A 13,353-nucleotide genomic window follows, 5' to 3' on the forward strand; every position below is an offset into this window, starting at 1 on the left:
GACATTAACACTCCATTAATCCGATAGTCATCTATCGGATTTTTTTGTAGCTGTAGTTCACTTATAAAAAAATTCTATCAAAAGCCATACTTATTAAGTATTGGACAGAGCGCAAAACGGCTTCTATATTTTGCCGCGTAAAAAACAACACCCCATCAAGGAGCATATCTTCTAAACGCATTTTTAGAGAAAAGGGGCCCGCCTTTTTCTGGACAATATTCGCGCCGGGCATAATAAAAACCAAACAAAAAATTTTAACCCACGAGGTAACAAACATGAATTTCAAGAAACTCGCTATTGCATCCGCTATTCTTTCTCTCGCTCTTTCCGCTTGCGAATCTTCTGACGAACAGAAGGGCGCTTCTACCGCCAAGGTGGAAAAGCAGACTCTCACCAACGTGTCTTACGACCCGACGCGCGAACTTTACGCCAACTACAACGAAGCCTTTGCCAAGCATTGGAAAGAAAAGACCGGCAAGGAAGTGGAAATCACGCAGTCTCACGGCGGTTCCGGCAAGCAGGCTTTGGAAGTGGCTAACGGCCTCGAAGCCGACGTGGTGACGCTCGCTCTCGAATTCGACGTGAACGCCGTTCGCGACGCAGGCCTCATTGAACCGGGTTGGGTCAAGGAATTCCCGCTGAACAGCTCTCCGTACACCTCTACCATCGTATTCCTGGTTCGCAAGGGCAACCCGAAGAATCTCAAGGACTGGGGCGATCTCGTGAAGCCGGGTGTGGGCATCATTACGCCGAACCCGAAAACTTCCGGTGGTGCGCGCTGGAATTACTTGGCCGCTTGGGCATGGGCCGAAGACCAGTATAAGGGCGACCAGGAAAAAGCAAAGGATTTCGTGAAGAAACTCTACGCGAACGTTCTCGTGCTCGCCTCGGGCGCTCGCGGCTCTACCACGACCTTCATCGAAAACGGTCAGGGCGACGTGTTGCTCTCTTGGGAAAACGAAGCCTTCCTCGCGCTTAAGGATTACCCGAACGACTACGAAATCGTGATTCCCTCCATCAGCATTCTCGCCGAACCTTCCGTCGCTATCGTGGACAAGGTGGTTGACAAGCGCGGCACCCGCGAACTTGCTACCGAATACCTGAACTACCTCTACTCCGACGAAGGCCAGCATATTGCCGCCAAGAATCATTACCGTCCGTCAAACAAGGAAATTCTCGCCCAGTACAAGGAATTCGACCCGAACGTGAACCTGATCAGCATCGAACGCTTTGGCGGCTGGGATAAGGCTCAGGGCACGCACTTCTCCAACGGCGGCATTTTCGACCAGATCTACGAAAAGAAGTAAATGAAAAGAACGAATAGAAGTGTTATACCGGGCTTTGGCCTTACTACGGGCATCACGTTAGCCATCTTGAGCGTCGTGGTGCTCATTCCGCTTGCATCGCTGGTGGTGTTTACGGCGCAGATGTCCTTTGACGAGATTATCGCGACGATTACGCGCGACAGAGTGCTGTCAAGTTTTCGCGTGAGTTTTGTGACGGCGTTTGTGGCGTCGCTGATTAACGCGGTAATGGGCATTGTGCTGGCGTGGGTGCTGGTGAAGTACAGCTTTCCGCTCAAGCGCCTGATTGACGGCATGATTGAACTTCCATTTGCGTTGCCGACGGCGGTGGCGGGCATTGCGCTGACCGCACTTACGGCGGATACGGGACTTGTGGGCGGATTTTTTGCGAAGTTTGGAATCAAGATTGCATTTACGCAAGTGGGCATTACGGTGGCGCTGGTGTTTATCGGCATTCCCTTCGTGGTGCGCGCGGTGCAGCCGGTGCTCGAAAAGTTGGACCCCGCTTATGAAGAGGCCGCGGGCGTGCTGGGAGCATCTCGCAGCCGCATTTTCTGGAAGATTATTTTCCCGGAGATTGTGCCTGCCGCATTGACGGGTTTCGGGCTCGCTTTCGGGCGTTGCCTAGGCGAATACGGCAGCGTGGTTTTTATCGCGGGCAACAAGCCGTATGAAACAGAAATTGTGCCGCTCATCATTATGTCGGAATTGCAGGAATACGATTACGCGAGTGCTACGACCATTGCGCTTGTAATGCTCGTAGCCTCATTCGTGACGCTCTTCTTGGTGAACTTGATTCAGACTAGAAACAGCCGAATTTTGAAGGGAGGCGCTTGATGGAAAAAGAGACAAAATCTTCGAAAATTGTCAAGTGGTTCTTGATTAGCATTAGCGTAATTTTTGTAGTGCTGATGTTGCTGCTCCCGCTGATTACGGTAATTACCGAGGCATTTAAGCAGGGCTTTGCCGTGTACGAGAAGGCTGTGACCGACAACTATACGGTGAAGGCCATTTGGCTTACGCTAGAGGCCACGGCGCTGGCGGTGATTATCAATACGATTTTCGGGCTGAGTGCCGCTTGGTCGCTGACCAAGTTCCATTTTAAGGGCAAGAAGATTCTCACGACGCTGATTGACTTGCCGGTGACCGTTTCGCCGATTATCGCTGGTCTGATTTTCTTGCTCACGTTCGGGCGACAGAGCCCCATTTTCCCGCTGTTGCAGGATTGGGATATCAAGATTGTGTTTGCGGTGCCGGGAATTGTGCTAGCGACGATTTTCGTGACATTCCCGTTTATTTCACGCGAATTGATCCCGGTTCTGGAAGCCCGCGGCAATGATGAAGAAGAGGCGGCGGCGCTGATGGGAGCAAAGGGATTCACGATTTTCAGGAAGATTACCTTTCCGCATATCAAGTGGGCGTTTTTGTACGGCGTGGTACTTTGTGCGGCCCGCGCCATGGGCGAATTCGGTGCGGTGTCGGTGATTTCGGGACATTTGCGCGGCAAGACGAATACGCTCCCGTTGCACGTGGAAATTCTGTTTAACGAATTCCAGTATGTGCCCGCGTTTGCGGTGGCGTCGATTCTGGTGTTGCTCGCCATTATCATTTTGATTGCGAGAAGCTTCATAGAGCATCGTGGACGGAAGAGGGATCGTGCTTAACATGGATTGCCGCGTCGCCTTCGGCGTCTCGCAATGACGTTGCAATAGAGGAGATTTTATGTACGTAGAACTAAAAAATATCAACAAGCATTTTGGAAATTTCAAGGCGTCTGACAACGTATCCTTCGGTATCGAAAAGGGTAAACTGATTGGTCTGTTGGGCCCGAGCGGTTCGGGAAAGACGACGATTCTCCGCATGATTGCAGGCCTTGAAACGCCTGACAACGGCGACATCATTATCGACGGCAAGGTCATCAACAATGTGCCCGCAAGCAAGCGCGGCATCGGATTCGTATTCCAGAGTTACGCCCTGTTCCGCTACATGACAGTTTTCGAAAACATCGCCTTCGGGCTTCGCGTTCTCAAGAAGTCTGACAGCGAAATTAAAGACCGCGTTGCCGAACTTGTCAAGTTGATTGGCCTAGAAGGGCTTGAAAATCGCTACCCCAGCCAGCTTTCGGGCGGCCAGAGACAGCGCGTAGCATTCGCCCGCGCCCTTGCACCGAATCCGCAGCTGCTTTTGCTCGACGAGCCTTTCGCCGCCATCGACGCCAAGGTACGCCAGGAATTACGCCACTGGCTCAAGGAGATGATTGCAAAACTCGGCGTCACCAGCATCTTTGTGACTCACGACCAGGATGAAGCCATTGAAGTGGCCGACGAAATCATCATCATGAACAAGGGTCGTATCGATCAAATCGGCAAACCGCTCGACGTGTACAGTTCCCCCAAAACCGCTTTCGTAGCGTCCTTCTTTGGACAGCCTTCCATTTTCAAGGATTACAGCAAGTTCCGTCGCTTTGACGCGATTGAAGGTGCGGAACAAGCGATCGTGCGCCCGGAATTTGTGAAAGTCACCAAGAAAACGGAAGTGCAAAAGTATAAAAACTCCGCCGAAGAAGGCGTCGTGACCGACGTCGCCTTCCGTGGCAGTGGAATCGAGTTGTCCGTGCTTGTAAACGGCGAGACGCTTACGGCAAGGCGCAGCTTTGATGAGCCTAGCATTTCCGTAGGCGAAAAGGTAGACGTGTTCATCTACCGCATCTTCGTGACCTCAGGCGAGAAAGCTTACTTGCTCGAAAACAAGTCGCTGCGTGAACCTGTCGTTGTGATATAAAAATTACCTATAAAAAGCCATACTTATTAAGTATTGGACGCGGCGAAAGTCGTGTTCTATATTTGGCTGCGTAACTAATAAAATTTTTCGGACGGAGAGTTGGTGAATGGATTTTAATACAGCTTTATTGCATCAGAATTTTGGAAGTGACCGATGTAGCGGCGCTACGCTTACCCCTGTTTACCAGGTGACCGCATTCTCGCAGGAATCCGCTGAAAAACTTGAAGCCGTTTTCAACAACCGCGCCCCTGGTTTTGCTTACTCCCGTATCGGAAACCCCACAACAGATTCTTTTGAACGCCGCATCGCATCCCTCGAAAAAGGGATCGGTGCGGTGGCGTGTTCTTCGGGCATGGCCGCCGTGACCATTTCGCTCCTGAATATTTTGCAGGCAGGCGACGAAGTCATTGCAAGCGCCGGCCTTTTTGGCGGCACCATCGATTTGTTCCGCGATTTGGAAGCTTTCGGCATCAAGACCCGCTTTGTCACCGAAGTCACCGCCGAAACAGTGAGCGCCCAGCTGAACGAAAAGACCAAAGCCGTATTCACCGAATTTATTGGCAACCCGAAATTAAACGTGGTCGATTTGCAAAGTGTCGCAGACGTGGCGCATCAGGGAGGCGTCCCGTTCATTGTCGACAGCACCACGGCCACCCCTTACCTTGTACATCCCTTTGATTTTGGCGCCGATATCGTTGTACATTCTTCTTCCAAGTACATCAACGGCAATGGCAGCGCCATTAGCGGCATTATCGTTGACAGCGGCAAATTTAACTGGGATTACTCTCGTTTTAAAGGCCTGGAAGAATACAAGCGCTTTGGCAAATTCGCCTACATCGCAAAACTTCGCAACGGCATTTGGCGCAACGTGGGCTGTTGCGTAGCCCCGAATACCTCTTTCTTGAACGCACTTGGCCTTGAAACGCTTGGTCTGCGCATGGAACGTCTTTGTAGCAACGCCTTGCAACTGGCTGAATTTTTGCAGGGTTTCGAAGGTATTTCTGTCAACTACCCCGCCCTCAAAAGCAGCCCTTATTTCGACTTGGTGCAAAAGCAGCTGGGCGGAAAGGGCGGAGCCATTTTCACCATTGACGCGGGCAACAAAGAACGAGCCTTCAAGCTGATTAACAATTTGAAATACGCCACCATCGCCACCAACATCGGTGATTTGCGCACGCTGGTGATTCACCCCGACAGCACCATCTTTACCCACGGCACTAAGGAACAAAAAGAAAATGCAGGTGTATTCGAAGGCACCATCCGCGTGAGTGTCGGAATCGAAGACATCGAAGATCTTAAAGAAGACTTTGAACAAGCAATAAAAGGAATTTAAGGAGACACACAATATGGCAACGGATTATGCAACTCTTAAAAAGGGCGGATGGATGCGCCAAAAGCAGAAGAATAACTTCTCGCTGCGCGTTCGCGTCGTAGGCGGAAACCTCACCGCAACCCAATTGGCTAAAATCGCCGAGGTCGCAGAAAAATACGGCGAAGGCTACGCTCATTTGACCTCTAGGCAGAGCGTCGAAATTCCCTTTATCAAGCTTGAAAATGTTGACGATGTAAAGGCTGCCCTTGCCGAAGGCGGCGTGGAACCGGGCGTTTGCGGACCCCGCGTAAGAACCATTACGGCTTGCCAAGGCGAAGCCGTTTGCCCCAGCGGATGCATTGACACCTACGCACTCGCCAAGGAACTGGACGACCGCTATTTCGCTCGAGAACTCCCCCACAAGTTCAAATTCGGCGTAACCGGCTGCCAGAACAACTGCCTGAAAGCCGAAGAAAACGACGTGGGCATCAAGGGTGCTATCAAGGTGAAGTGGGCCGAAGATCGCTGCATTGGTTGCGGGCTCTGCGCCAAATCTTGCCGCAAGGGCGCCATCAAGGTTGAAAACAAGAAAGTCATTTTTGACGAAGACCAGTGCAATTTCTGCGGACGTTGCTACAAATCTTGCCCCACTGATGCATGGGATGCCACTCACGGCTACATCGTTTCTTTCGGTGGACTTTTCGGCAATAACATCAACAAGGGCGAAACCATTATCCCCTTCGTAGAAGACAAAAACAAGCTGCTTGACATTTGTGATGCCGCCATCACCTTCTTCGCCGAAAATGCAAAGCCCAGCGAACGCTTTAAATACACCATCGACCGCATTGGCCACGACGTCTTTGCACAAAAAATCAAAGACGCCTATAATGGCTAATCAAATAGTTGTACGGAGATGCCGTGAAAATAGAGCGACTTAAAACAGATTTGTTGATTATTGGTGGAGGCACGGCGGGTTGCTACGCCGCCATTACCGCCGCAGGTGCGCAAAATGCACCGCAAGAAGCCGCAGGTCTCAAAATCCTTATCGTCGAAAAGGCAAATATCAAGCGCAGCGGCTGCCTGGCCGCCGGCGTAAACGCCTTGAACGCCTACATTACCGAAGGCCGCACGCCCAAGGATTATGTAGAATACGCAAAAAAAGACGCCGACGGAATCGTTCGCGAAGACCTTCTTTACACCATCTCCGAAAAGTTCAACGAAGTCGCCGCCCACCTGGAAAAATTGGGCCTTGTCATCTTGAAAGACAAAGACGGCAAATATGTGACGCGCGGCAATCGCAATATCAAAATCAATGGCGAAAACATCAAACCAATTTTAGCCGATGCCGTTAAAAAGTTGGACAACGTGACCGTGCTGAATCACGTGAACATTTTTGATTTCTCGGTACACGGCAACAAGATTGACGGCGCATTCGGATTCGGAATAGAGAACGATACTTTCTACGCCATCGAAGCGGGCGCAGTCATTATCGCCACAGGCGGTGCCGCCGGGCTTTACCGCCCGAACAATCCGGGTTTCTCTCGCCATAAAATGTGGTACCCGCCTTTCAATACGGGCGCAGGTTACGCCATGGGTATTCGCCATGGTGCCGAAATGACCACCTTTGAAATGCGGTTCATTGCACTCCGTTGCAAGGACACCATCGCGCCCACGGGAACGCTGGCGCAAGGTGTTGGCGCCAAGCAGGTGAATTCTCTCGGCGAAGTTTACGAAACCAAATACGGCATTTCAACTTCGGAACGTGTTTACGGAACGGTGGCCGAAAATCTGGAAGGCCGCGGGCCCTGCTATTTAAGGACCGAGGGCATTACCGCCGAGCAAGAAGAATCGCTTTTGAAGGCCTACTTGAATATGGCCCCGTCGCAGACTATCCGCTGGCTTGAAAATCAACTGCCCTCGAAAGCGAATGTGGAAATCGAAGGCACGGAACCGTATATCGTAGGCGGCCACACCGCAAGCGGTTACTGGGTTGACACCAAGCGCGCCACCACCATTCAAGGGCTTTATGCCGCCGGCGATGTGGCCGGAGGCTGCCCGCAAAAGTACGTGACAGGCGCACTTGCCGAAGGCGAAATCGCAGCAAAATCCGCCGCAGAATACATCCGCTTAAATGGCACCGTTACAGCAAAAATCTCCGTCGCAGAAATCGCAAATCACATCGCAGAAATTGAGAAGTATCTGCTGAACAAGAAAACTGCGCAGACCACCGAAAATCTCGAAGAAGCCATGCAGGCGGTTATGGATTCTTACGCAGGCGGTATCAAGACCAGCTACCGCTACAGCGAAAACCAACTGAACCAGGCAAAAAAAGAAATCGAAATCATCGAAAAGCTGACAGACAACTTGAGCGCCGCCGACTTGCAAGAAGTCATGTATATCTACGAGCTCAAGGAACGCCTTACGGTTTGCAAGAGCGTCATTGCGCACCTCGCGGCACGACATGAAACCCGCTGGCACAGCTTTGCAGAAAACCTCGACTACCCCGAAAAAGACAACACCAACTTCCGCAAGTACGTGAATTCCCGCCTCGAAAACGGCGAAATCAAAATCATCTTGCGCGAACTCACCGCAGAAGGGCAAAAGAACTATGAGCATCAGCATTGATCAAAGCAAATGCATCGGCTGCGGAAAATGTCACAATGTTTGTCCCGGCACGCTAATCAAGATTAACGAAAACAAAAAAGCGTTTATCAAGTACCCCAAAGATTGCTGGGGTTGCACCTCGTGCATCAAGGAATGCCCCGTTCACGCCATCCGATTCTTCCTGGGCGAAGACATTGGCGGCAAGGGCAGCAAGGTGCACACCGAAAAAGTCAATGGACTTATCCGCTGGATTGTGGAATTTCCAGACGGTAACGTAAAGCACATTGACATCGACCCCAAAGAATCCAACAAATACTAGGAGTTTCACAGTGAGCGAATTTTCACACCTCGACGAGCTGGAAGCCGAAGCCATCTACATCATCCGCGAAGTCGCCGCCGAATGCGAAAAGCCGGTGATGTTGTATTCTATCGGCAAGGACAGTTCCGTCATGCTGCATTTGGCCATGAAGGCCTTTTATCCCGAAAAGCCGCCCTTCCCGTTCTTGCACGTGAATACCACCTGGAAGTTCCGCGAGATGATTGAGTTCCGCGACAACATCGCGAAAAAACTCGGCATCGAAATGCTGGAATACATCAACCAGGATGGCGTCAAGCAAGGCATCAACCCCTTTGACCACGGCTCGGCTTACACCGACATTATGAAGACGCAAGCCCTGAAGCAGGCGCTGAACAAGTACGGTTTTACCGCAGCATTTGGCGGTGGCCGCCGCGACGAAGAAAAGTCCCGCGCCAAGGAACGCATTTTCTCGTTCCGCAATTCCGCCCACGCCTGGGACCCGAAAAACCAGCGCCCTGAAATGTGGAAGCTTTACAACACCAAGATCAACAAGGGCGAAAGCATCCGCGTTTTCCCGATTTCCAACTGGACCGAAAAAGACATCTGGCAGTACATCAAGCGCGAAAAGATTGACATCGTTCCGCTGTACTTTGCGGCCCCGCGCCCGGTTGTGGTGCGCGACGGCAACATCATCATGGTGGACGACGAACGATTCCCGCTGCGCGAAGGCGAAACACCCGAAATCAAATCGGTGCGATTCAGAACGCTGGGTTGCTACCCGCTCACGGGCGGCATCGAATCCACCGCCACCACGCTTGATGAAATCATCGACGAAACCCTGAGCGCCGTCTCTTCGGAAAGAACTTCGCGCGTCATCGACAACGAAGCCGCCGGAAGCATGGAACGCCGCAAGAGGGAGGGATATTTCTAATGAAAGGTTTGTTGAAGTTTATTACATGCGGCAGCGTGGACGACGGAAAATCCACGCTCATCGGCCACATTCTTTACGATTCCAAATTACTCTACGCCGACCAGGAAAAGGCTCTGGAATTGGATAGCAAGGTCGGTAGCCGCAGCGGAAAAATCGACTATTCCCTTTTGCTTGACGGCCTGATGGCAGAACGCGAACAGGGCATCACCATCGACGTCGCGTATCGCTATTTCACGACGGATCGCCGCAGCTTTATCGTGGCGGACACCCCGGGGCACGAAGAATACACCCGCAACATGGCGGTAGGCGCTTCGTTTGCCGATCTCTCCGTGATTCTTGTGGACGCATCGCAGGGCGTTCTGGTGCAGACACGCCGTCACGCCCGCATTTGCAAGCTCATGGGCATTCGCTATTTCGTCTTTGCCGTCAACAAGATGGATCTTGTGGGCTACAGCAAGGAACGCTTCGAAGAAATCCTGAAGCAAATTAACGAGCTGGCCAGCGAACTTTCGCTCCACAGCATTTACGTAATTCCGCTTTCGGCCACCGAAGGCGACAACGTAACCGTGAAATCCAAAAACATCGCTTGGTATACCGGCAAGGCACTCCTGGATTACCTCGAAACCATCGACATCGCCGATTCTCAGCAGGAAAAGGGATTCTATTTGCCGGTGCAACGCGTTTGCCGCCCGGACAGAACCTTCCGCGGATTCCAAGGCCAGATTGAAGCAGGCTCCATTCGCGTGGGCGATACCATCACTACGCTCCCGAGCAACGAAAAGGCTTCCGTTAAAAGCATTCTTTTCACCGACAAGAATGTAGACGAAGCACATGTTGGCGAACCCGTTACCATTTCGCTCGACCGCGAAGTTGACGTATCGAGAGGTTGCGTACTCATCAAGGATGCCAATATCGCTAGCTACAAGAAAATCAAGGCTTCGCTCTTATGGATGGACGACGAGCCGCTTTCTCTCGGAAAAGATTTTCTTGTCAAACTTGGAACGAAGACGATCCCCGGCACCCTCACGAAAATTGATTACGCCATCGACGTGAATACGGGTGCGCATCAAGCCACCGAAAGTTTGAGCAAGAACGGAATCGCCGTTGTCGAAATCGTGTTTGCCGAAGCCATTGTCGCAGACCTCTTCGAAAATCACAAAACGCTTGGTGAATTGATTCTCATCGATCGCGTCACGCATGCAACATCGGCTTGCGGCGTAGTAGAAGGTCTGTTCGAAAAGCAAGTTTCTAACAGCGAAAAGGCCGCCTTCGTGCAAGGCGAACGCCATGGCCGCGGAGAAATCTTCGAAGAATTCTTCTACGACACGGCAACGCTCTCGGTAGTGAAGCAGCAACCCGTCAAGCAACACTACACCGTAGGCGACGAAATCCCCACCGTAGGCGAAAGCTACCACTACCCCGATGACTTCGACATTATCATTTTGCGTGATAGCGTCGCCGTCAAGATTCGCGGCAAGCGCATCACGGAAGTGTTGGCCGCCGCCGAGTATCACTACGGCAATGTTCCCGTCATCAACGGGCGCGGCTTTGAAATCAAAGTTAAATCCGATGCAGACGTGAAGCAGCTACTCAACGAATACAACGCTGCAGGCCTCGACCACCGTGAGGAATTTTTCCGCAAGTGGACAGCCTTCGACACGTACCGCAAAGTGGTTATCCATTAATCACATCTAACAGAAAAAATCTTTCCAGATCTGGTTTCCTAAATCACATAGGCGGATCTGGACTTTTTCTATCTGCTCGTGAAGCCCGTGGTCGATGATTTCTTCGATAGTCGTGAACGAAATGTCGGAACGCAGCTTGCCCAAGAGGCGAATGGATTCCGCGTTGCTCTTGACGGGAAACGCAATGTTCTTCAGACAAATTTCCGCCTTTTCCAAGCAGTAACGCAAGGAGCGCGGGAAGTCTTCCGAAAGCAACAGGAATTCCGCCACATTGTGGGGCGTCACGTTGGAATTGCGACGATGGAACATCTCGTATGCACCGACACTCTTGAGCACGGCATTCCACTGCACGGTATCAAGCGCCATACCCACCATGCTCACGTCAGGAAGCAGGATGTAGTACTTGACATCCAGAATTCGCGAAGTCTGGTCGGCGCGTTCCAGCAAAGTTCCGAGGTGCGTAAAGTTCCACGCCACATCGTGGCTCATGGTACCCTGAATAATGCCCGCCGTGAGCTGGCTGAATTCCTTGACGCTACTGTAGAACGCATGGGGTGCGGCCAGAACCTGTTTGGACATTTCCGGGTCATTCAATTTCAGGTAGAACTGGTTGATGGCAATCCAAAGTTCAGAAGAAATCCTTTCGCGCACACAACGGGCATTCTCGCGCGCGGCCGCCACGCAAGAAATAATGCTACTAGGATTTTCCTTGTCGAACGTCAGGAAAGTCAACGCATTTTCGAAGGAGGCGTGCACATATTTCTTGAAGAAATCATCCGCATTGCCAGCGATCTGAATCACCGGTTCCCAAGGGCGCACTTCGCCGGGCAAGTCCAATTGGAGTTGGAGGTTTACATCAATACTGCGCGCCACGTTTTCGGCACGTTCAATGTAACGGGCAAGCCAATAAATGGAATTTGCGACTCTACTTAACATAATTCACCTTACTGTTGCTGCTGTTGTTGTTCCATCCATAGCTTGGCCTGGCCAAGTTCCGGAGCCTTTTCGTTTTCGGCAATCACCCATGTATCCTTGCAACCCCCGCCCTGCGAGCTGTTCACCACGATGGAGCCCTTGCGGAGCGCCACGCGGGTGAGGCCACCGGGCAGGATGTAGGTTTCGCGGCCCTGCACAATGTAGGGGCGTAAATCCACATGGCGACCTTCAAAACCGCCGTTCACAATGCATGGCACACGGCTGAGGGAAATCATAGGCTGTGCAATGTAGTTACGCGGGTTCGCAATAATCTTGCTCTTGAACGCCTCGCATTCTTCCTTTGTAGATTTCGGGCCCACGAGCATGCCGTAGCCGCCAGATTCGCTGGCCGCCTTGACGACCATGTTTTCGATGTGGTCCAGCACATGCTGCATATGCTTCGGATTTTCGCACACGAAGGTCGGCACGTTCGGAATGATGGCCTCTTGACCCAAGTAGTACTTGATAATCTGCGGCACGTAAGTGTAAATCGCCTTGTCGTCAGCGACACCGCAACCGGGAGCATTTGCAAGCGCCACATTACCAGCCTTGTACGCTTCGATGAGTCCGGGCACGCCGAGACAAGAATCCGGGCGGAACACCTTCGGATCCAGGAATTCGTCATCAACACGACGGTAGATCACATGAACCTGCTTGAGTCCACGCGTGGTGCGGGCATACACCTTCTTGTCCTGCACAATCAGGTCATCTCCAGTCACCAAGTCCACGCCCATTTGCTGCGCGAGATAGGAATGTTCATAGTAAGCGGAATTGTAGATGCCGGGCGACAGCACCACAACCTTGGGCGATGCGACGGGTTCGGCCAAGTATTCCAACGACTTGCGCAGGCGGGTACAGTATTCGTCTACCGGGCGAATCGAGCAATTCGAAAACACCTGCGGGAACGTACGCTTTAGAATCTGGCGGTTCTGCAACACGTACGAAACACCGCTCGGGCAACGCATATTGTCTTCAAGCACGTAGAAGGTGCCGTCGGTATCGCGCACAAGGTCGGTACCGGTAATATGCGCCCAGATTCCCTTGGGCGGCACGAAGCCTTCCATCTGCGGGCGGTACGCGGTGCAGGTGTTGATGAGGCTTTCGGGCACAATCTTGTCGCGCAGAATCTTGCGGTCGTTGTAAATGTCCGTCAAAAAGCAATTCAACGCATCGGTACGCTGTTTCAGGCCCGCTTCAAGGTGCTTCCAGTCAGAAGCGCTTACAATGCGGGGAATCACATCGAAGGGGATGATCTTGTCCTTACCATCCTTGTTGCCGTAAACAGCGAAAGTAATGCCGTTGTCGTAAAAAGCCGACTCCGCGATTTTCTGGCGGCGTTGCAGTTCTCCTGCGGGAAGCTCATTGATTTTCGTAAACAACGGCTCTGCAGCCGGGCGGGGCGTCCCGTCGGGTAAGCAAAGCTCGTCGTAAAAGCCTTCGGTATCGTAGTTTTCGAATTGCAT

12 protein-coding genes are annotated in these 13,353 nt (G+C 52.0%); 10 read left to right on the top strand and 2 right to left on the bottom strand.

Annotated elements, in window-relative coordinates:
• Positions 1 to 275: 275 nt before the first annotated feature.
• The 10 genes from ACJMNB_RS08230 to ACJMNB_RS08275 all read left to right on the top strand — a co-directional run bounded on the left by ACJMNB_RS08230 (position 276) and on the right by ACJMNB_RS08275 (position 10,915).
• On the top strand, positions 276 to 1,307 hold the full coding sequence (locus ACJMNB_RS08230) for a sulfate ABC transporter substrate-binding protein (protein ID WP_405341218.1): 1,032 nt from the start codon (positions 276 to 278) through the stop codon (positions 1,305 to 1,307).
• Positions 1,308 to 2,141, top strand: coding sequence for a sulfate ABC transporter permease subunit CysT (gene cysT, locus ACJMNB_RS08235; RefSeq protein WP_405341221.1), 834 nt, complete (start codon positions 1,308 to 1,310; stop codon positions 2,139 to 2,141).
• Positions 2,141 to 2,968, top strand: coding sequence for a sulfate ABC transporter permease subunit CysW (gene cysW / locus ACJMNB_RS08240; protein WP_405341224.1), 828 nt, complete (start codon positions 2,141 to 2,143; stop codon positions 2,966 to 2,968). The genes cysT and cysW overlap by 1 nt, the downstream gene beginning before the upstream one ends.
• A 58-nt stretch (positions 2,969 to 3,026) precedes the next feature.
• Positions 3,027 to 4,085 (top strand): ABC transporter ATP-binding protein, encoded by a 1,059-nt coding sequence (locus ACJMNB_RS08245; protein WP_405341227.1) that lies wholly within the window; start codon positions 3,027 to 3,029, stop codon positions 4,083 to 4,085.
• Between the two features lie 106 nt (positions 4,086 to 4,191).
• Positions 4,192 to 5,418, top strand: a complete 1,227-nt coding sequence (locus ACJMNB_RS08250; RefSeq protein ID WP_405341230.1) for an O-acetylhomoserine aminocarboxypropyltransferase/cysteine synthase family protein — start codon at positions 4,192 to 4,194, stop codon at positions 5,416 to 5,418.
• A gap of 13 nt (positions 5,419 to 5,431) precedes the next feature.
• A complete protein-coding gene (locus ACJMNB_RS08255; protein WP_405341233.1) occupies positions 5,432 to 6,292 on the top strand; it encodes a 4Fe-4S binding protein in 861 nt (286 codons plus the stop codon).
• A 23-nt stretch (positions 6,293 to 6,315) separates the two neighbouring features.
• Positions 6,316 to 8,022, top strand: coding sequence for an adenylyl-sulfate reductase subunit alpha (locus tag ACJMNB_RS08260; protein ID WP_405341236.1), 1,707 nt, complete (start codon positions 6,316 to 6,318; stop codon positions 8,020 to 8,022).
• The gene (locus tag ACJMNB_RS08265) at positions 8,006 to 8,320 is read left to right on the top strand and encodes a ferredoxin family protein (protein ID WP_405341239.1); all 315 of its coding nucleotides are present in this window, start codon (positions 8,006 to 8,008) and stop codon (positions 8,318 to 8,320) included. The genes ACJMNB_RS08260 and ACJMNB_RS08265 overlap by 17 nt, the downstream gene beginning before the upstream one ends.
• Positions 8,321 to 8,330: 10 nt before the next feature.
• Entirely contained in the window at positions 8,331 to 9,230 is a 900-nt protein-coding gene (gene cysD, locus ACJMNB_RS08270; protein ID WP_405341242.1) for a sulfate adenylyltransferase subunit CysD, read from the top strand.
• On the top strand, positions 9,230 to 10,915 hold the full coding sequence (locus tag ACJMNB_RS08275; protein ID WP_405341245.1) for a sulfate adenylyltransferase subunit 1: 1,686 nt from the start codon (positions 9,230 to 9,232) through the stop codon (positions 10,913 to 10,915). The genes cysD and ACJMNB_RS08275 overlap by 1 nt, the downstream gene beginning before the upstream one ends.
• 6 nt (positions 10,916 to 10,921) lie before the next feature.
• On the opposite strand, the gene ACJMNB_RS08280 is transcribed toward ACJMNB_RS08275, so the two are convergent.
• Together ACJMNB_RS08280 and ACJMNB_RS08285 are read right to left on the bottom strand one after the other, a co-directional pair.
• On the bottom strand, positions 10,922 to 11,851 hold the full coding sequence (locus ACJMNB_RS08280; protein WP_405341248.1) for an alpha-E domain-containing protein: 930 nt from the start codon (positions 11,849 to 11,851) through the stop codon (positions 10,922 to 10,924).
• A gap of 8 nt (positions 11,852 to 11,859) precedes the next feature.
• Positions 11,860 to 13,353, bottom strand: a complete 1,494-nt coding sequence (locus ACJMNB_RS08285) for a circularly permuted type 2 ATP-grasp protein (protein WP_405341251.1) — start codon at positions 13,351 to 13,353, stop codon at positions 11,860 to 11,862.

Source organism: Fibrobacter sp., assembly GCF_045131395.1.
Lineage (GTDB): Bacteria > Fibrobacterota > Fibrobacteria > Fibrobacterales > Fibrobacteraceae > Fibrobacter.